This window comes from Streptomyces sp. NPDC058576 (genome assembly GCF_042718715.1).
Lineage (GTDB): Bacteria > Actinomycetota > Actinomycetes > Streptomycetales > Streptomycetaceae > Streptomyces.
The window spans coordinates 289,234-308,257 of the sequence record NZ_JBHXPF010000002.1 but is presented as its reverse complement, the minus strand read 5'-3'; the positions used below and the strand labels follow the sequence as shown (position 1 = coordinate 308,257).

Here is a 19,024-nt window from a genome sequence, read left to right as displayed (position 1 = left end):
CGTCAATCTCCCAATGCCCCACTGGGGGGCTACCTTATAACAGTAGTCCCCCGTTGGCGGGGTGCGGCCGGTCCGGGGCGCCGGGGGGCCGCCCACGGCTGCCGGGACAGGACCGTCTCCACGGTGTCCGCCTCCCGCGCGGTCTTGTCCTCCCGGTAGCGCAGGACGCGGGCGAACCGGAGGGTGACCCCGGCGGGGTAGCGGGTGGAGCGCTGGAGTCCGTCGTAGGCGATCTCCACGACGAGTTCCGGGCGCACGGTGACGACATGGCCGTCGTCGTGGGTCGCCAGCTCCCCCAGGCGCTCGGTCTGCCACTCCAGCAGGGCGTCCGTGAGCCCCTTGAAGGTCTTCCCGAGCATGGCGAACGTACCGTCGGGCCTGCGTGCGCCCAGGTGCAGGTTGGAGAGCTTGCCGGTGCGTCGGCCGCTGCCCCACTCGACGGCCAGCACCACCAGGTCGAGGGTGTGCACCGGCTTCACCTTCAGCCAGGCCGCGCCCCGGCGGCCCGCGCTGTAGGCGGCGGTCGGGTCCTTGACGACGACGCCCTCGTGGCCGCGTTCCAGGGTGTCGGCCAGGAACGCGTCGGCCGCCGCGCGGACCCCGGCGTCTTCGGGGTCGTCGACGACCGTACGCCGGACGCGCAGGTGCTCGGGGAGCAGCCGGGCCAGGGCCGCGTGGCGGTCGGTGAAGGGCAGGTCGAGCAGGTCCTCGTCGTCGACGAGGAGCGCGTCGAAGAAGACCGGGACGACGGGCACGTGCGCGGCGGCTCCGGCCACGTCCCGCCGGGAGCCCACCCGGGAGGCGGTCTCCTGGAAGGGCCGGGGCCTGCAGTCCTCCCCCAGGGCGAGCACCTCGCCGTCCAGGATGAAGCGGTCGGCCGGGAGGGCGGCGACGGCGGCGGTGAGCTCGGGCAGCCGGTCGGTGATGTCGTCGAGGGTGCGGGTGTAGACGCGGACGCGGTCGCCGTCGCGGTGGACCTGCACCCGGATCCCGTCGAGCTTCTCCTCCACGACGCAGGGGCCCAGCTTGTCGAGGGCCTCGCCGACCGAGGCGGCGGTGTGCGCCAGCATCGGCTGGACGGGCCGCCCGACGGTGAGGCGGAAGGCGGCGAGCGCGCCGGGGCCCTCCGCGAGGAGCGCCCCGGCGACCTCCTGGAGCGATCCGGCGAGCATCACGGCGCGCCGTACGTCGGCGGGCGGGGCGTCGGCGGCGTGGGCCAAGGCGTCGGCGGCGACGGCGTCCAGCGCTCCCTGGCGTACCTCGCCGGTGAGCAGGGCCCGCAGGAAGCGCTGCTCGTCCTCGGTGGCGGCGGCGAACAGGGCGCGCAGGTGCTCCTTGCGGCGGGCCTGGGAGCCGGGGCCGGAAACGGCGGCCAGCGCGGTCAGCTCGGCGTCGACGCCGGTGACGGTGAGGGTGGCTTCGGCGGCGGGCTCCACCGGGTCCCCGAGGCTGCGCCACCCCACTCCGATCCGGCCCTGGGGCAGCCGGCCGGCGAGGTACGGGATGACGACGGGGACGTCCGCGGGTCCGGCGTCCCGGAAGAGGCCGGCGAGGAGCGCCACCTTCTTGGACCGGGCGGAGGTGGCGGCGACCTCCAGGGACACCTGGGCGAGCTCGGCGAGCAGCATGCGCCCATGGTGCTACGGGGCGGAGCGTGCCGCCCGCCCGCCGCGCGCCCGGTGCGTCATATGAAGTTGAGGGCGGCCGCCCCGCCCACTCCCCCGAGCACCATGAAGGCGGGCATCAGCAGCTTGATCTCCACCCAGCTGCCGGCCCGGAAACGCATGAACTTCGGCGGGCCGAGCGGATACCACCGCTTGCCGCCGATCGGGAGGGGCCACAGGACCGGGCAGCCGGAGATGGTCAGGGCGTCGCCGATGTCGTGGACCAGCGCCCCCAGCACGATGGGCAGGCCGAGCCACATGTACTCCTGGCCGGGGGCGTCGAACAGCCAGCCGGCCCCGTTGCCGGGCTGGTCGAGAACGCCCGCGAGGATCCAGGCGCTGGTCGCGCCGAGCAGCCAGACGAGCACGTCGCTGGAGACCCGGGCCGCCCGCCAGAGCAGGCCCTCCACGGCGAGCACGAGGTGGACGAAGAGGATCGCGAGGACTGCCCAGCGCCCTCCGGTGACCGCGGCGACGGAGCAGCCGGCACCCATCAGGACGGCGAAGAACCAGGTGTGGGTGAGGGTGCGGTGGCCGCCGGTGCGGCGGGGGTCCGCGGTGCTCTTGGTGGCCTTGTAGACGGCGTAGGAGAGCTTGTCGGTGATCTCGCAGAGCGCTTTGGAGACGGGGCCGAAGGCGCGAGAGATGGTCGCGGCCTTGTGGTCGAGGTCGGGGGCGAGGGCCGCGCCCGCACTGATCAGCGCCCCGACGAGCAGGACCGGCCAGGGCATGGTGTGGCCCGTGGCGGCGGCCGCCGCGCCGACCCCCAGCCAGGCCGCCGCTCCTGAGAGCGAGTGTGCCGGTCCCATCATGATCTTTTCCCGCCCCCAGTGTCGCGTGCGCCCATCACCGCTACGGAGCGGGCAGGTTGAGACCGCAGCGTATCGCCCATGATCTTGGTCGCGTCGGCCGGTTCCCTCATCGGGGCGGAAGGCAGGCAAGATGGGGGCGTGACCCTCATCGACCAGCTGCCCAAGACCCCCGACCCGGACGCCCTCTTCGAGGCCTTCTCCTCATGGACCGAGAGCCAGGGCATCACGATGTACCCGGCTCAGGAGGAAGCGCTGATCGAGGTGGTCTCCGGGGCGAACGTGATCCTTTCCACCCCGACCGGCTCGGGAAAGAGCCTGGTGGCGGCGGCCGCGCACTTCACGGCGCTGGCGCAGGACAAGGTCACCTTCTACACGGCGCCGATCAAGGCTCTGGTGTCGGAGAAGTTCTTCGACCTGTGCAAGCTCTTCGGCACCGAGAACGTCGGCATGCTGACCGGCGACGCCTCGGTCAACGCGGACGCCCCGGTGATCTGCTGTACGGCCGAGGTGCTGGCCTCCATCGCGCTGCGCGACGGGAAGTACGCCGACATCGGCCAGGTCGTGATGGACGAGTTCCACTTCTACGCCGAGCCGGACCGGGGCTGGGCCTGGCAGATCCCGCTGCTGGAGCTGCCGCAGGCGCAGTTCGTGCTGATGTCGGCGACCCTCGGCGACGTCGCGATGTTCGAGAAGGATCTGACCCGCCGTACCGGCCGGCCCACGTCCGTGGTGCGCTCGGCGACCCGTCCGGTGCCGCTGAGCTACGAGTACCGCTTCACGCCGATCACCGAGACCCTCACCGAGCTGCTGGACACCCGGCAGTCGCCGGTCTACATCGTGCACTTCACGCAGGCGGCGGCCGTCGAGCGGGCCCAGTCGCTGATGAGCATCAACATGTGCACGAAGGAGGAGAAGGAGAAGATCGCCGATCTGATCGGCAGCTTCCGCTTCACCACCAAGTTCGGCCAGAACCTCTCCCGTTACGTGCGCCACGGCATCGGCGTGCACCACGCGGGGATGCTGCCGAAGTACCGCCGTCTGGTGGAGAAACTGGCCCAGGCGGGTCTGCTGAAGGTGATCTGCGGGACGGACACGCTCGGCGTCGGCGTCAACGTACCCATCCGGACGGTGCTGTTCACGGCGCTCACCAAGTACGACGGCACCCGGGTGCGGACCCTGCGCGCGCGGGAGTTCCACCAGATCGCAGGCCGGGCCGGGCGGGCCGGGTTCGACACGGCCGGGTTCGTGGTGGCGCAGGCCCCCGAGCACGTCATCGAGAACGAGAAGGCCGTCAAGAAGGCGGGCGACGACCCGAAGAAGAAGCGCAAGGTGGTCCGCAAGAAGGCCCCGGAAGGCTTCGTCGCCTGGTCGGAGACCACGTTCGACAAGCTGATCCAGTCCGAGCCGGAGCCGCTGAACTCCCGTTTCCGGGTCACCCACACCATGCTGCTCGCGGTCATCGCGCGTCCCGGCAACGCGTTCGAGGCGATGCGGCATCTGCTGGAGGACAACCACGAGCCGCGCCGGGCGCAGCTGCGGCACATCCGGCGGGCCATCGCCATCTACCGCTCGCTGCTGGACGGCGGGGTGGTGGAGCAGTTGGACACCCCGGACGCGGAGGGCCGGATCGTGCGTCTGACGGTCGACCTCCAGCAGGACTTCGCGCTGAACCAGCCGCTCTCCACGTTCGCGCTGGCCGCGTTCGACCTGCTGGACGCCGAATCGCCCTCGTACGCACTGGACATGGTCTCGGTCGTCGAGTCGACGCTGGACGATCCCCGGCAGATCCTGGCCGCCCAGCAGAACAAGGCGCGCGGCGAGGCCGTGGGGCAGATGAAGGCGGACGGGGTCGAGTACGAGGAGCGGATGGAGCGGCTCCAGGAGGTCACCTACCCCAAGCCGTTGAGCGAGCTGCTGTGGCACGCCTACGACGTGTACCGCACGAGTCACCCGTGGGTGAACGACCACCCGGTGTCGCCGAAGTCGGTGATCCGGGACATGTTCGAGCGCGCCATGACGTTCACGGAGTTCACCTCGCACTACGAGCTGGCCCGGACCGAGGGCATCGTGCTGCGGTATCTGGCGAGCGCGTACAAGGCGCTGGAGCACACGATCCCCGACGACGTGAAGTCGGAGGACCTCCAGGACCTGATCTCCTGGCTCGGCGAGATGGTGCGCCAGGTGGACTCCAGTCTGCTGGACGAGTGGGAGCAGCTGGCCAACCCCGAGGTGGAGACCGCCGAGCAGGCGCAGGAGAAGGCGGACGAGGTCAAGCCGGTCACGGCCAACACCCGCGCCTTCCGGGTGCTGGTGCGCAACGCGATGTTCCGCCGGGTGGAGCTGGCCGCGCTGGACCGGGCGCGGGACCTGGGCGAGCTGGACGGCGACGCCGGGTGGGACGAGGACGCGTGGGGCGAGGCCCTGGACGCGTACTGGGACGCGCACGAGGAGATCGGTACGGGTCCGGACGCGCGCGGTCCGAAGCTGCTGAAGATCGAGGAGGACCCGGCGCACGGGCTGTGGCGGGTCTGGCAGGCGTTCGCCGACCCGGCGGGCGATCACGACTGGGGCATCAAGGCCGAGGTGGACCTGGCCGCGTCCGACGAGGAGGGCCGGGCGGTCGTCCGGGTCACCGAGGTCGGCCAGCTGTGAACCGGACTCTGACGCGTAACGGGAGAGGTACGGCATGACGAATCCGGCCGAGCGCCTGGTCGACCTTCTCGACCTGGAGCGGATCGAGGTCAACATCTTCCGGGGCCGCAGCCCGGACGAGTCCCTGCAACGGGTCTTCGGCGGGCAGGTCGCGGGCCAGGCGCTGGTGGCGGCGGGCCGGACCACCGACGGGGAGAGGCCGGTGCACTCGCTGCACGCCTACTTCCTGCGGCCGGGACGTCCCGGCGTGCCGATCGTCTACCAGGTGGAGCGGGTGCGGGACGGCCGGTCCTTCACCACCCGGCGGGTGACGGCCGTCCAGGAGGGCCGGACGATCTTCAACCTGACGGCGTCCTTCCACCGCCCCGAGGAGGCGGGCTTCGAGCACCAGCTGCCGCCGGCCCGGATCGTCCCGGACCCGGAGGAGCTGCCGACGGTCGCCGAGGAGGTGCGCGAGCACCTGGGCGCGCTGCCGGAGGCGCTGGAGCGGATGGCCCGGCGGCAGCCCTTCGACATCCGGTACGTCGACCGGCTCCGGTGGACGAGGGACGAGGTCAAGGACGCCGATCCGCGCAGCGCGGTGTGGATGCGGGCGGTGGGCCCGCTGGGCGACGACCCGCTGGTGCACACCTGCGCGCTGACGTACGCGAGCGACATGACGCTGCTGGACGCGGTGCGCATCCCGGTGGAGCCGCTGTGGGGTCCGCGCGGCTTCGACATGGCGTCTCTGGACCACGCGATGTGGTTCCACCGGCCGTTCCGGGCGGACGAGTGGTTCCTGTACGACCAGGAGTCCCCGATCGCGACGGGCGGCCGGGGTCTGGCGCGGGGCCGGATCTACGACCGTTCGGGGCAGCTGCTGGTGTCGGTGGTGCAGGAGGGGCTGTTCCGGCGGCTGGAGAAGTAGCTCCGTTCCGGCTCAGGTGCCGGGCAGCGGGTCCTGGTCGACCTCGTGGCGGCGGGTGCGGATGTCCGGCGGGGCGGGGTGCAGCTTGGCGTCGCAGGACGGGCCGAGGCCGGCCCGGCGCGAGTCGGTCCCGGTGAGGGGGCGGCCGCAGAGCCGACAGCGGACGAGGCGGCGGCGCTCCGGCGTCCCGTCGGCGGCGGCCGTCTCCTCGCGGACCGCTTCGTCGGCCCCGGGCAGCGGTTCGGGGAAGGCATCGGGTGTGTCCACCCCTCGATGATCCCAGCACAAGCGGGCGACCGCCTGCGGCCGCTCCCGGCCTTCCCGGCCCGGCCGCCCGGTTTGCCGAACGGTGGCGGGGCCGCGTTACTGGAGTGAGCCCCCGGGCCGCCGGCCGGGCGGAGTTCCGTGCGACGCGGGGCCGGGAGCCGCGGAGGTGCCGGGATGGACATGATCCACATCCGCGCGGTGAGCCCGCCGGACCTGACCGACGAGGTCGTCGGCCTGCTCTCGGGCGACCCCTGCGTGCTCAACCTCATCGTCCAGCGCGACGCGGCGCGCAACCCCGACGGCGACTCCATCGCCTGCGACGTGCTGACGGGAGCGGCCAACGACGTACTGCACCGCCTGCGCGCCGTCCATCTCGACCAGCGGGGCTCCCTGGTCATCGAACCGGTCGACATGGCCTTCTCCGGCGCGGCCACCGAAGGTGGGCAGCGGGAGCTGGGGCCGCTGAGCCGGGCCCCGGTCTGGGAACAGGTCGAGGCTCGCATCAGGTCCGGGGGACGGTACCCGCCGAGCTTCTACCTCTACCTGGTCATCGCCGGCCTGATCGGCTCGGTCGGCATCGTCACCAACTCGCAGATCCTGATCGTGGCGGCGATGGTCGTCGGGCCGGAGTACGGCGCGATCGTCAGCGTGGCGCTGGGGATCGACCGGCGGCACCGGGCCATGGTGCGCGGCGGGCTGACCGCCCTGGGCATCGGCTTCCTCCTCACCATCGTGGTCACCTTCCTCTTCGCGCTGCTCATCCGCGGTTTCGGGCTGGAGTCGGAGGCGTTCGACCGGGGGCTGCGCCCCGTCTCCAACCTCATCAACACGCCGAACTTCTTCTCGGTCGCCGTCGCCACCCTGGCCGGGATCGTCGGGATCGTGTCGCTGACCGAGGCCCGGACGAGCGCCCTGCTCGGCGTGTTCATCTCCGTGACGACGATCCCCGCCGCCGCGGACATCGCCGTCTCCACCGCGTTCACCAGCTGGACCGACGTACGGGGCTCGGCCATCCAGCTCGGGGTGAACATCCTGGTGCTGATCGTGGTGGGCACGGCCACGCTCAAGGCCCAGCGGGCGATCTGGCGGAGGGTCGGCCTCCGGCGCGACCGTGACCGCGAGGCCGCGGCAGGGACCTGACGAACTCCGGAAAGGGGCACCTCATGGACCGGGAAGCAACGGCATCCCTGCGCGCCGCACCGCACGCGACACCGGCCGAACGCGCCGCCCTGGGCAGAGCCGCGCGCCGGAAGGCTCCCCGGTCGAGCCATGCGCAGTTCACGTCGTCGCCGGAGCGCCCCGACCCGCTGACCGTCCTCGAAGCGCAGTCCGCGGACCGGGTCCCCGAGCTGGTCCCGATCCGCTACGGCCGGATGACCGAGTCCCCGTTCCGCTTCTACCGGGGCGCGGCCGCCCTGATGGCCGCCGACCTGGCCGGCACCCCGGACTCGGGGATCCGGGCGCAGCTGTGCGGCGACGCCCACCTTTTGAACTTCCGGCTGCTGGCCTCGCCCGAGCGGAATCTGCTCTTCGACATCAACGACTTCGACGAGACGCTGCCGGGGCCCTGGGAGTGGGACGTCAAACGGCTGGCGGCCAGTCTCGTGATCGCGGGGCGGGCGAACGGCTTCACGGACCGGGAGCGGGCCGGGATCGTCCGGGCCTCGGTCCGCTCGTACCGGGAGGCGATGGCCCGGTACGCAGGGATGCGGAATCTGGAGGTGTGGTACGCGAGGACCGATGCCGAGCGGCTGCGCACGGTGGCGGCGGAGCAGTTGAGCGGACGGGGGCGCAGGAACGTCGACCGGGCGCTGGGCAGGGCCCGCTCCCGGGACAGTCTGCAGGCCTTCGGCAAGCTCGCCGAGGTGGTCGACGGGCGGCTGCGGATCGCGGCGGACCCGCCGATGGTCGTGCCGCTCACCGATCTGCTGCCCGGTGTGGAGCGCGAAGCGGTGTACGGGCAGTTCGCGGGCCTGGTGGCGGGCTACGCCGACAGCCTGGCGTCCGACCGGCGCAGTCTGCTGGAGGACTTCGCGCTGGTGGATGTGGCGCGGAAGGTCGTCGGTGTGGGCAGTGTCGGCACCCGGTGCTGGATCATCCTGCTGCTCGGCCGGGACGGCGGGGATCCGCTCCTGCTCCAGGCCAAGGAGGCCGGTCCCTCGGTGCTGGCCGATTACACCGGGGCGAGCCGGTACGCGAACCAGGGTGAGCGGGTGGTGGCGGGGCAGCGGCTGATGCAGGCCTCCAGCGACATCTTCCTCGGCTGGGAGCGGGCGCACGGGATCGACGGCCGGAGCCGGGACTTCTATGTGCGACAGCTGCGGGACTGGAAGGGCATCGCCGAACCGGAGGCGATGGTGCCCAAGGGGATGCGGGCGTTCGGCGAGGTGTGCGGGGCCACGCTGGCCCGCGCCCACGCCAGGTCCGGGGACCGGATCGCCATCGCCGCCTACCTGGGGAGCAAGGACGTCTTCGAGCGGGCGATCGCCACGTTCGCGGAGTCGTACGCGGACCGCAACGAGCTCGATCACCGGGCGCTGGTCGACGCGGTGGCCGCGGGGCGGCTGCCGGCGGACGGCTGAGGCGGGGCGTGCGGGCGGCGGCGCGAGCGGTCCCACGGGGCCGGGCGGCTGACCTTCCGCGACGCAGGGCGTGTCCCCGGCGGCGAGGCGCCGCCCGGTCCGCCGGTGCGTGGTAGTTGGACGTGAACCCGCGGGGACACCGTCCCCTTCCGGGGGTCGTCACGCCGAGGAGTCGAGATCATGCCGACCACCCCTCCGGGCGCACCTGTCACCGCGCCGGAGAGCCCGTACGCGGCGGTCCGCACGCGGAAGTACGCGGGGCTGCTGCTGATGGCGGCCGTTCTCGGGGTGCCCGTCTCCGCGATCGCGTTCGGCTTCCTGGCGCTGGTCTCGGAGCTCCAGTCGCTGACGTACACAGAGCTGCCGAGGGCGCTGGGCTTCGAGGAGACGCCGTCGTGGTGGCCCGTCCCGCTGCTCGGCGTCGCCGGCCTCCTGGTCGGGCTCGTCGTCCGCCGGCTGCCGGGCGGGGGCGGGCACCGGCCGGCGGAGGGGCTGGTGTCCACCGGGGCCCCTGCGCCGGCGGACCTGCCCGGTATCGCTCTGGCGGCGCTCCTCTCGCTGGGCGTGGGGGCCGTGCTCGGGCCGGAGGCGCCGCTGATCGCGCTGGGCGGCGGGCTGGCCGTCTGGACGGCGGGCCGCCTCAAGCGGGATCTCGCGCCGGACGGGCGGGCCCTGGTGGGGGCCTCGGGGAGTTTCGCCGCGGTGAGCGCCCTGCTGGGATCGCCGCTGCTGGGCGCGTTCTTGCTGATGGAGGTGGCGGGACTGGCCGGGCCGATGCTGGGGGTGGTCCTGGTGCCCGGGCTGCTCTCGGCCGGGATCGGCGCGCTGATCTTCACGGGGCTGGGGTCCTGGACGGGGCTGGGGACGTACTCCCTGACGCTGGGCGAGGTCCCGCCGGCGGCGAACCCCGATGTCGCCGGGTTCGGGTGGGCACTGGTCCTCGGTGTCGCGGCCGCCTTCGCCGGCGCGGGCATCCGCCGGCTGTCGCTGGCTCTGCAGGAACGCGTGGAGCGGCGGACGGTGGTGGCCACGGCGGTGATGGGGCTGGTCGTGGGCGCGCTCGCGCTGGTGTACGCGGAGACGTCGGGCAAGGACGCGTCCGAGGTGCTGTACTCGGGCGAGCACGAGCTGGGCCATCTCCTGACCGGGAGCGCGGAGTATTCGGTCGGCGCGCTGGTCCTGCTCATCGTCTGCAAGTCCCTCGCCTACTGCGCCTCGTTGAGCTGTTTCCGGGGCGGCCCCGTCTTTCCCGCGATGTTCGTCGGGGCGGTGGGCGGTGTCGCGCTGTCCCATCTGCCGGGGCTGCCTCTCACGGCGGGGTTCGCGATGGGCGTCGGGGCCATGTGCGTGGCGATGCTGCGGCTGCCGATGACCTCGGTGCTCCTGGCGACGCTTCTGCTGGGCGGGGAGGGGCTCACCGTGATGCCCCTGGTGATCGTGTCGGTGGTGGTGGCGTACGTGGTCACGCTCAGGCTGACGCCCGATCCGGTGGACAGGGCGGGGCCGGAAGCGGTGTGATCTTCCCGTGGGTTTCCTCCCGGTTCCTGCTCCTGTTTCGTGAAAGGACCCTCCCCATGACCGAGATCGTCCACGTGTCCGCCCCCGAGCTGGTCACGTACGCCGACGACCTGGCCGGCCTCCTGGTCGAGACCGTCGAGGAGGGTTCCTCGGTGGGCTTCCTCGCCCCGTTGGACCGGGAAGCGGCCGCCATCTGGTGGCGGGAGCGGGCCGCCGCCGTGGAGGCCGGGACCATCGGCATCTGGATCGCCCGCGAGGGCGGTCGGGTCTCCGGGACGATCGCCCTGGTCCGCGCTCCGCTGCCGAACGCCCGGCACCGCGCGGAGGTCGCCAAGCTGATGGTCCGTCCCTCCGCGCGCGGCCAGGGGCTCGGCGGCGCGCTGCTGGCGGCGGTCGAGGCGTACGCGGCGACCGAGGGCATCACGCTGCTGATCCTGGACACCGAGAGCGGCAGCCTGGCCGAGCAGGTCTACTGCGGGGCGGGGTGGACGAAGGTCGGGAGCGTGCCGGGATACGCGGCGAATCCGACGGGCATCCTCCAGCCGACGACCTTCTACTACAAGGAGCTCGCCGCTCCGTGAGCGGTGGGCGGCACAATGAGTACCACCACGCAATGATCAGGGAGAGTTTCATGACGCTGCACGACATTCCGCTGCGCACCCTCACGGGCGAGCCGACCACGCTGGGCGCGTACAGCGGCCGGACCGTCCTGCTGGTGAACGTGGCCTCCAAGTGCGGGCTCACCCCGCAGTACGAGGGCCTGGAGCGGCTGCAGCAGAACTACGGGGACCGTGGCCTGACCGTGCTCGGCGTCCCGTGCAACCAGTTCGCCGGGCAGGAGCCGGGCAGCGCGGAGGAGATCCAGACCTTCTGCTCGACGACGTACGGGGTCAGCTTCCCGCTGCTGGAGAAGGTCGACGTCAACGGCGGCGACCGGCACCCGCTGTACGCGGAGCTGACGAAGCTGGCGGACGCGGACGGGGAGGCCGGGGACGTCCAGTGGAACTTCGAGAAGTTCGTGATCTCCCCGGCCGGTGAGCCGGTGGCCCGGATCCGGCCGCGCTCCGAGCCGGAGTCCACGGAGGTCGTGGCGGCGATCGAGGCGCAGCTGCGGGGCTGAGTACGCCGGAAGGGGCGGCCGGGGACGTGTGTCCCGGCCGCCCCTTCCGTTTCGCCGCTTCCGCGCTAGCGGATCGGCATGCCCGAGAGCGTGCGGGCGATCACCAGGCGCTGGATCTCGCTGGTGCCCTCGAAGATGGTGTAGATGGCCGCGTCGCGGTGCATGCGCTCGACGGGGTACTCGCGGGTGAAGCCGTTGCCGCCGAGGATCTGGATCGCCTGCGCGGTGACGTCCCGGGCGGTCTCGCTCGCGTACAGCTTCGACATGGAGCCCTCGGCCGAGGTGAACGGCTTGCCGGTGGTGGCCATCCAGGAGGCGCGCCAGACCAGCAGCCGGGCCGCGTCGATCCGGGTGCGCATGTCGGCGAGCTGGAAGGCGATGCCCTGGTTGTCGATGATCGGGCGGCCGAACTGGCTGCGGGTCTTCGCGTAGTCGAGGGCGACCTCGTACGCGGCGCGGGCGGTGCCCACGGCCATCGCGCCGACGGCGGGGCGGGAGGCCTCGAAGGTGGCCATCGCCGCGTTCTTGACCCGCTCGCCGCCGGACTTGGCGCGCTCGCGGGCGCGGGCGAGGCGCTCGTCGAGCTTCTGCTTGCCGCCGAGCAGGCAGTGCCCGGGGACGCGGACGTCCTCCAGGACCACCTCGGCGGTGTGGGAGGCGCGGATGCCGTGCTTCTTGAACTTCTGGCCCTGGGAGAGGCCGGGGGTGTTCGGCGGCACGATGAAGGAGGCGTGCCCCTTGGAGCCGATGCCGGGGTCGACGACGGCGACGACCACATGGACGCCTGCTATGCCGCCGTTGGTCGCCCAGGTCTTGGTCCCGTTGAGGACCCACTCGTCCTTCGCCTCGTCGTAGACGGCGCGTGTACGCATGGAGGCGACGTCGGATCCGGCGTCGGGCTCGGAGGAGCAGAAGGCGGCGACCTTCACGTCGTCCGCGTCGCCGTACATCTGCGGGATCCAGGTGCCGATCTGCTCCTCGGTGCCGTTGGCGAGGACGCCGACGGCCGCCAGGCCCGTACCGACGATCGACAGGGCGATGCCCGCGTCGCCCCAGAAGAGCTCTTCCATGGCCATGGGGATGCCGAGACCCGTAGGGTCGAAGAACTGCTGGGCGTAGAAGTCCAGGGAGTAGATGCCGACCTTCGCCGCCTCCTGGATGACGGGCCAGGGCGTTTCCTCACGCTCGTCCCACTCCGAGGCCGCGGGGCGGATGACATCCGCCGCGAAGCCGTGGAGCCACTCCTTGACCTGCTTCTGGTCGTCGTTGAGCTCAAGCGTGAACTCGGCCATGTTCCCCTCCAGGCACTGCGGCGAAAACCATGCGTTACTTGCGGTAACCACAGTCTGTTACCGGCAAGTAGGCAGTGTCAACCGCCATGAAGCCGATCCGGCGCCCGGCCCGCGGAGTGTTACGTTGCGCGGGCGTGCAGAGGCGATGCGACGGCATCGCGCGGCCAGGGGTGGGAGAGACGACATGGAGACCGCACGAAGCTCCGAGCGACAGCGGACCGCGGCCGAGAGCCGCCGCCGCGAGTTGCTGGAAGCGGCGGACCGGGTGGTGCTCAGGGACGGACCTCAGGCCTCCATGAACGCCATCGCCGCCGAGGCCGGGATCACCAAGCCGATCCTCTACCGCCACTTCGGGGACAAGGGCGGCCTCTACCGCGCGCTGGCCAAGCGCCACACCGACGCCCTGCTCGGCGCCCTGCGGGCGGCCCTGGACGCGCCCGCGGAGCGCCGCGCCCGGGTGGAGGCCACGCTCGACACCTATCTCGCCGCGATCGAGGCCCGCCCGCAGGTCTACCGCTTCCTGATGCACCCCTCCGACGGCGCGGACGACGCCGCCCCCTCCCCCGAGCAGGGCTTCGACGTCGGCCGGCACTCCGCCCCACTGCTGCGCCGCCTCGGCGAGGAGCTGGGCGAGGTGATCGCGGAGCGGGTCGACCTGGGCCCGGACAGCGAACAGATGGCCCGCATCTGGGGGCACGGGATCGTCGGCATGATGCACGCGGCGGGGGACTGGTGGCTCGGCGACCGGCCCTGCTCCCGCGAACGGCTGGTGAGCAGCCTCGCCGACCTGCTGTGGGGGCGGCTGGCGGAGGCGGGCGACCGCGACCTCCGGGGCGGGCCGGGGTTCTGAGCAGCCGGGGCACCGGACCGCGGCGGGCTCAGCCCCGCCGAGCCCAGGGCGCCTTGCGCGCCGCCCGCAGCGCCCGGGAGCGCCGCAGCCCGGTCAGCCGGTCGGTGTAGACGGTGCCCGCCAGGTGGTCGCACTCGTGCTGGAGGCACCGGGCGAACCATCCCGTCCCGGCGATCCGGACCGGCTCGCCGGTCAGCGTCAGGCCCTCGACGACCGCGTGGTCGAAGCGTTCCGTGCCCGCTTCCAGACCGGGAAGTGACAGACAGCCCTCCGGTCCGCGTACGGTGAGTCCGTCCGCCTCGACCAGTTCGGGATTGACCACGTGTCCCAGATGGCGGACATCGTCGTCGTCCGGGCAGTCGTAGACGAACACCTTGAGCGGGACGCCGATCTGGTTGGCGGCGAGCCCGACACCCTGTGCGGCGTACATCGTGGCGAACATGTCCTCGACGAGCCTCGACAGCGACGGGCCGAAGTCCGTGACGTCCTCGCAGGCCCGGTGGAGCAACGGGTCGCCGAGCAGACTCATCTCACGGACGAGTCCGGAACTGCCGGGGATCGGGCGGTTTCGCATGGCGGCAAGCGTACGTTCCGCCGGGGCCGGGGAGTTCCCGTGGTGCCGCGGTGCGGTCGCCGCGCCGGACATCGATAGGCTGGGCGCGGACCGATGCAAGGAGGATCTAGGACGATGGCAGGCAACACGGAGCCGTTGTCGCCGCGGGCCAAACTGGCCGTGACGGCGGGCAAGGCCGCGGCGGCGGTGTCACGAGCCGCGGGGCGGGGCAGCGGATCGGTGATCGGCGGCCGGGTGGCGCTCAAACTCGACCCCGACCTGCTGGGGCGGCTGGCGCAGCACCTGGACGTGATCCTCGTGTCGGCGACGAACGGCAAGACGACGACCACCCGGCTGATCGCCGAGGCGCTGCGGGCCGCGGGGCCCGTCGTGTCGAACGCGCTCGGCGCGAACATGCCCGCGGGCATCACCTCGGCGCTGGCCGGCGGCTCGGACGCCAAGTTCGGCGTGATCGAGGTCGACGAGAAGTATCTGGCGGGGGTGGCCCGGGACACCACGCCCAAGGCCATCGCGCTGCTCAACCTCTCCCGCGACCAGCTGGACCGCGCGGCGGAGACCCGGATGATGGCCGAGCACTGGCGGGAGGGCCTTTCCGGCTCGAAGGCGGTGATCATCGCCAACGCGGACGACCCGCTGGTCGTCTGGGCGGCCTCCTCCTCGCCCAACGTGGTGTGGGTGGCGGCCGGTCAGGCATGGAAGGACGACGCCTGGTCCTGCCCGTCCTGCGGCGGTGTGATGCAGCGTCCGGGCGACGACTGGTTCTGCGGGCAGTGCGGCTTCCGCCGCCCCGCCCCGAGCTGGGCGCTGAACGGCGACTACGTGCTGGACCCGCACGGTTCGGCGTGGCCGATCCACCTCCAGCTGCCGGGCCGGGCGAACAAGGCGAACGCCACCAGCTCGGCGGCCGTCGCCGCCGTCTTCGGGGTGCCGCCGCAGGTCGCGCTGGAGCGGATGTACCAGGTGCAGGCGGTGGCCGGACGCTACGACGTGGTCAGCTTCCAGAACCGTGAGCTGCGCCTCCTGCTGGCGAAGAACCCGGCCGGCTGGCTGGAGACGTTCTCGCTGATCGACCCGCCGCCGACGCCGGTGATCCTCTCGGTGAACGCCCGCGGCGCGGACGGCACGGACACCTCCTGGCTATGGGACGTGGACTACACCCAGCTGGCCGGACACCCGATCTTCGTGCTCGGCGACCGGAAGCTGGACCTCGCGGTCCGCCTCGAAGTGGCCGGTCTCGACTTCCGGGTCTGCGAGAGCCTCGACGAGGCCGTGCAGTACGCCCCGCCCGGCCGCATCGAGGTCATCGCCAACTACACCGCCTTCCAGGATCTGCGCCGTCGTGTCGGCAACTGACCCCGGCCCCGGCCACCTCCGGAGAGGACGAAGCATGAGCAACAACGGTCTGCGTCTGGTCTGGGTCTACCCCGACCTGCTCAGCACCTACGGCGACCAGGGCAACGCGCTGGTCGTGGAGCGGCGGGCCCGGCAGCGCGGTCTGGACGTGCAGCGCGTCGACGTGCGCAGCGACCAGCCGGTGCCGACGTCCGGCGACATCTATCTGATCGGCGGCGGTGAGGACCGGCCGCAGCGGCTCGCGGCCGAGCGGCTGCGCCGCGACGGCGGGCTGAGCCGGGCCGCGTCCAACGGCGCGATCATCTTCTCGGTCTGCGCGGGCTACCAGATCCTCGGGCACGAGTTCGTCAACGACCTCGGCGAGCGCGAGCAGGGTCTCGGTCTGCTCGACGTGGTCTCCACCCGCGGCGAGGGCGCGCGGTGCGTCGGCGACGTACTCGCGGACATCGACCCGCACTTGGGGCTGCCGCCGCTGACCGGGTTCGAGAACCACCAGGGCGTCACCCATCTCGGCCCGACAGCACGGCCGTTCGCCCGGGTCCAGTTCGGCCGGGGCAACGGCACCGGGGACGGCACGGAGGGCGCGTACAACGACACGGTCTTCGGGACGTACATGCACGGGCCGGTGATGGCCCGCAATCCGCAGATCGCCGATCTGCTGCTGAAGCTGGCCCTCGACGTCAACGCGCTGCCGCCCACCGACGACCGCTGGTACGAGGCGCTGCGGGCCGAGCGGATCGCCTCGGCGACCCAGCCCGCCTGAGGCGCTTTCCGCTCGCTTGAGCACCGTCCGCCTGAGGGCTTTTCCGCTCGGTTGAGCGGAGTCCAGCAGGCGGACGTCCGGTTCGGTCCCGCCACCCTGCGCCGGTAGGGTGGCGGGGATCCAACCGGACGACGTGGTCCGGTCATCGACTTACACGTTGCAAAGGTTTTCGGGCCATGCGCATTGGCGTACTCACCTCCGGCGGCGACTGCCCCGGCCTCAACGCCGTCATCCGTTCCGTCGTGCACCGCGCGGTGGTGGACCACGGCGACGAGGTCATCGGGTTCCACGACGGCTGGAAGGGCCTGCTGGAGTGCGACTACCGCAAGCTCGACCTTGACGCGGTGGGCGGCATCCTGGCCCGCGGCGGCACCATCCTCGGTTCCTCCCGGGTCCAGCCGGCGCATCTGCGCGACGGTGTGGAGCGCGCGCGCGGCCATGTCGCGGACCTCGGCCTGGACGCCATCATCCCGATCGGCGGCGAGGGCACGCTGAAGGCGGCCAACCTCCTCTCCGAGGCCGGGCTGCCCATCGTCGGAGTCCCCAAGACGATCGACAACGACATCGCCTCCACCGACGTCACCTTCGGCTTCGACACCGCCGTCGGTGTCGCGACCGAGGCGCTGGACCGGCTGAAGACCACCGCCGAGTCGCACCAGCGGGTGCTGATCGTCGAGGTCATGGGCCGGCACACCGGCTGGATCGCCCTGCACTCCGGGATGGCGGCCGGCGCCCACGCGATCGTGGTGCCCGAGCGCCCCTTCGACATCGACGAGCTGACCGAGCTGGTCGGCAAGCGGTTCTCGGCGGGCAAGAAATTCGCCATCGTGGTGGTCGCCGAGGGCGCCAAGCCCCGCGAGGGCTCCATGCAGTTCGAGCAGGGCGTCAAGGACATCTACGGCCACGAGCGGTTCGCCGGGGTGGCCACGCAGCTCTCCGGCGAGCTGGAGCAGCGGCTCGGCAAGGAGGCCCGCCCGGTCATCCTCGGCCACGTCCAGCGCGGCGGCACGCCGACCGCGTACGACCGGGTCCTGGCGACCCGGTTCGGCTGGCACGCGGTGGAGGCCGCGCACCGGAGCGAGTTCGGGATGCTGACCGCCCTGCGCGGCACCGACATCGTGATGGTCCCGCTGGCGGAAGCGGTCGAGACGCTGAAGACGGTCCCGGCCGAGCGGTACGCCGAGGCGGAGTGCGTGCTCTAGAGACGCCTCGTCAGGACACGCCGTCCAGAACTGCCCCCGGCCGCAACCGCGGCCGGGGGCAGTTCTACTCTGGACCGGACAACCGGCACGAAACGGGGACGTGTCCCCATCGGGAGTGAACAGATGGATCACAGCGGGCACGGCATGAACATGGATCTGCCGCCGTTCACGCTGGGACGGGGACTGGAGCTCTCCCTCGACCCGTTCTTCCTGACCGGCTGCATCCTGGCGCTCGCCCTGTACGGGTACGGCGTGGTGCGGCTGCGTCGGCGCGGTGACGGCTGGCCGGTGAACCGGATCGTGTTCTTCACCCTGGGCGTGCTGAGCATCGCGCTGGTGATGTGCACCAAGCTCAACGACTACGGCATGGTCATGTTCAGCGTGCACATGGTGCAGCACATGGTGATCAGCATGCTGTCGCCGATCCTGCTGCTGCTGGGCGCCCCGGTGACGCTGGCGCTGCGCGCGCTGCCGCCGGCGGGCCGGGGGCGGATCGGGCCGCGCGAGCTGCTGCTGAAGCTGCTGCACAGCCGGTACATGAAGATCATCTCGCACCCGGTGTTCACCATCCCGCTGTTCATCGCGAGCCTGTACGCGCTCTACTTCACGCCGATCTTCGACTTCCTGATGAGCTCCAAGCCGGGCCACATCGGGATGATGGTGCACTTCCTCGCCGTCGGCCTGGTCTTCTTCTGGCCGATCATGGGCGTGGACCCGGGCCCGCACCGGCCCGGCTATCTGATGCGGATGCTGGAGCTGTTCGCCGGGATGCCGTTCCACGCGTTCTTCGGGATCGCGCTGATGATGGCGTCGACGCCGATGGTGGAGACGTACCGGAACCCGCCCGCGTCGCTCGGCATCGACGCCCTCAGCGACCAGAACTGGGCGGGCGGCATCGCGTGGGCGTTCAGCGAGATCCCCTCCGTGCTGGTGCTGATCGCGCTGGTGTACCAGTGGTACCACTCCGAGCAGCGCGTCGCCCGGCGCACGGACCGGGCGGCGGACCGCGACGGTGACAAGGAGCTGGCGGCCTACAACGCCTATCTCGCGTCTTTGCAGGCGCGCGGACAGTAGCGCGGAGGGCGCATACGGGGTGACCATGGGGACAACGGCCGCGCGGCCGACGAGGAGCGTGCGCGCATGTCCGGATCGACGAAGACCATGGGATACATGACCGTCGGGGCACTGGTCGCGGTGACCGCGTACACGGTGGCGCTGGGAAGCAGTGGCTGGCTCTGGTTCGGCTGGGTGGTGCTGGGACTGTGCACCCTCGGCATGCTGGCCACCCAGGACACCTGAGCGTCACGGCGGGTGACCAGGCCTGACGGACCCGGAGGCGGGTACCAGCCGGGAGACCGGTTCGTTACGGTCGCATGGTGGTGCGGGGGGGCGGGGGGCCGGGGGCCCCCCCCCCCCACAACAAGGAAAAAAAAATAAGATTAAAAAAAAAAAAAAAGGCGACCGAATA

18 protein-coding genes are annotated in these 19,024 nt (G+C 71.7%); 13 read left to right on the top strand and 5 right to left on the bottom strand.

What is annotated here, in order from left to right; all coding sequences use genetic code 11:
• Positions 1-29: 29 nt before the first annotated feature.
• The gene (locus ACFWRV_RS02985) at positions 30-1,628 is read right to left on the bottom strand and encodes an ATP-dependent DNA ligase (protein WP_384327226.1); all 1,599 of its coding nucleotides are present in this window, start codon (positions 1,626-1,628) and stop codon (positions 30-32) included.
• A 56-nt stretch (positions 1,629-1,684) separates the two neighbouring features.
• On the bottom strand, positions 1,685-2,476 hold the full coding sequence (locus ACFWRV_RS02980; RefSeq protein WP_384327223.1) for a metal-dependent hydrolase: 792 nt from the start codon (positions 2,474-2,476) through the stop codon (positions 1,685-1,687).
• A gap of 78 nt (positions 2,477-2,554) precedes the next feature.
• On the opposite strand from ACFWRV_RS02980, the gene ACFWRV_RS02975 reads away from it, so the two are divergent.
• Together ACFWRV_RS02975 and ACFWRV_RS02970 are read left to right on the top strand one after the other, a co-directional pair.
• A complete protein-coding gene (locus ACFWRV_RS02975) occupies positions 2,555-5,128 on the top strand; it encodes a DEAD/DEAH box helicase (protein ID WP_384327220.1) in 2,574 nt (857 codons plus the stop codon).
• Between the two features lie 34 nt (positions 5,129-5,162).
• Positions 5,163-6,035 carry an acyl-CoA thioesterase gene (locus ACFWRV_RS02970; protein WP_384327217.1) on the top strand — a complete coding sequence of 291 codons (873 nt, stop codon included), beginning with the start codon at positions 5,163-5,165 and terminating at the stop codon, positions 6,033-6,035.
• 12 nt (positions 6,036-6,047) lie between these two features.
• On the opposite strand, the gene ACFWRV_RS02965 is transcribed toward ACFWRV_RS02970, so the two are convergent.
• A complete protein-coding gene (locus ACFWRV_RS02965; RefSeq protein WP_384327214.1) occupies positions 6,048-6,302 on the bottom strand; it encodes a DUF6011 domain-containing protein in 255 nt (84 codons plus the stop codon).
• Between the two features lie 174 nt (positions 6,303-6,476).
• Between ACFWRV_RS02965 and ACFWRV_RS02960 the strand changes: the two genes are divergently transcribed.
• From ACFWRV_RS02960 to ACFWRV_RS02940, 5 genes are all read left to right on the top strand, one after another.
• On the top strand, positions 6,477-7,442 hold the full coding sequence (locus ACFWRV_RS02960; RefSeq protein ID WP_384327211.1) for a DUF389 domain-containing protein: 966 nt from the start codon (positions 6,477-6,479) through the stop codon (positions 7,440-7,442).
• 23 nt (positions 7,443-7,465) lie between these two features.
• The gene (locus ACFWRV_RS02955) at positions 7,466-8,884 is read left to right on the top strand and encodes a DUF2252 domain-containing protein (RefSeq protein WP_384327208.1); all 1,419 of its coding nucleotides are present in this window, start codon (positions 7,466-7,468) and stop codon (positions 8,882-8,884) included.
• Between the two features lie 180 nt (positions 8,885-9,064).
• Positions 9,065-10,402 carry a chloride channel protein gene (locus ACFWRV_RS02950; protein WP_384327205.1) on the top strand — a complete coding sequence of 446 codons (1,338 nt, stop codon included), beginning with the start codon at positions 9,065-9,067 and terminating at the stop codon, positions 10,400-10,402.
• A 56-nt stretch (positions 10,403-10,458) separates the two neighbouring features.
• Positions 10,459-10,983: a GNAT family N-acetyltransferase gene (locus ACFWRV_RS02945; RefSeq protein WP_384327201.1), complete on the top strand. Its 525-nt coding sequence runs from the start codon at positions 10,459-10,461 to the stop codon at positions 10,981-10,983.
• A 50-nt stretch (positions 10,984-11,033) separates the two neighbouring features.
• Positions 11,034-11,522: a glutathione peroxidase gene (locus tag ACFWRV_RS02940; RefSeq protein WP_384327198.1), complete on the top strand. Its 489-nt coding sequence runs from the start codon at positions 11,034-11,036 to the stop codon at positions 11,520-11,522.
• Between the two features lie 65 nt (positions 11,523-11,587).
• Here ACFWRV_RS02940 and ACFWRV_RS02935 read toward each other — a convergent pair whose 3' ends face one another.
• The gene (locus ACFWRV_RS02935) at positions 11,588-12,814 is read right to left on the bottom strand and encodes an acyl-CoA dehydrogenase family protein (RefSeq protein WP_384327196.1); all 1,227 of its coding nucleotides are present in this window, start codon (positions 12,812-12,814) and stop codon (positions 11,588-11,590) included.
• 184 nt (positions 12,815-12,998) lie between these two features.
• Between ACFWRV_RS02935 and ACFWRV_RS02930 the strand changes: the two genes are divergently transcribed.
• The gene (locus ACFWRV_RS02930) at positions 12,999-13,664 is read left to right on the top strand and encodes a TetR family transcriptional regulator (protein ID WP_384327194.1); all 666 of its coding nucleotides are present in this window, start codon (positions 12,999-13,001) and stop codon (positions 13,662-13,664) included.
• Positions 13,665-13,692: 28 nt separating this feature from the next.
• Here ACFWRV_RS02930 and def read toward each other — a convergent pair whose 3' ends face one another.
• Positions 13,693-14,238: a peptide deformylase gene (def, locus tag ACFWRV_RS02925; protein WP_384327193.1), complete on the bottom strand. Its 546-nt coding sequence runs from the start codon at positions 14,236-14,238 to the stop codon at positions 13,693-13,695.
• Between the two features lie 114 nt (positions 14,239-14,352).
• Here def and ACFWRV_RS02920 point away from each other — a divergent pair, with 114 nt between their 5' ends.
• The 5 genes from ACFWRV_RS02920 (at position 14,353) to ACFWRV_RS02900 (ending at position 18,855) form a co-directional block, all read left to right on the top strand.
• Positions 14,353-15,591: a MurT ligase domain-containing protein gene (locus ACFWRV_RS02920; RefSeq protein WP_384327191.1), complete on the top strand. Its 1,239-nt coding sequence runs from the start codon at positions 14,353-14,355 to the stop codon at positions 15,589-15,591.
• A 34-nt stretch (positions 15,592-15,625) separates the two neighbouring features.
• The gene (locus ACFWRV_RS02915; RefSeq protein WP_384327189.1) at positions 15,626-16,354 is read left to right on the top strand and encodes a type 1 glutamine amidotransferase; all 729 of its coding nucleotides are present in this window, start codon (positions 15,626-15,628) and stop codon (positions 16,352-16,354) included.
• A gap of 176 nt (positions 16,355-16,530) precedes the next feature.
• Positions 16,531-17,556 (top strand): 6-phosphofructokinase, encoded by a 1,026-nt coding sequence (locus ACFWRV_RS02910; protein WP_384327187.1) that lies wholly within the window; start codon positions 16,531-16,533, stop codon positions 17,554-17,556.
• A gap of 123 nt (positions 17,557-17,679) precedes the next feature.
• Positions 17,680-18,630 (top strand): cytochrome c oxidase assembly protein, encoded by a 951-nt coding sequence (locus ACFWRV_RS02905; protein ID WP_384327185.1) that lies wholly within the window; start codon positions 17,680-17,682, stop codon positions 18,628-18,630.
• Between the two features lie 66 nt (positions 18,631-18,696).
• Positions 18,697-18,855 (top strand): hypothetical protein, encoded by a 159-nt coding sequence (locus ACFWRV_RS02900; protein WP_032785887.1) that lies wholly within the window; start codon positions 18,697-18,699, stop codon positions 18,853-18,855.
• Positions 18,856-19,024: the final 169 nt, after the last annotated feature.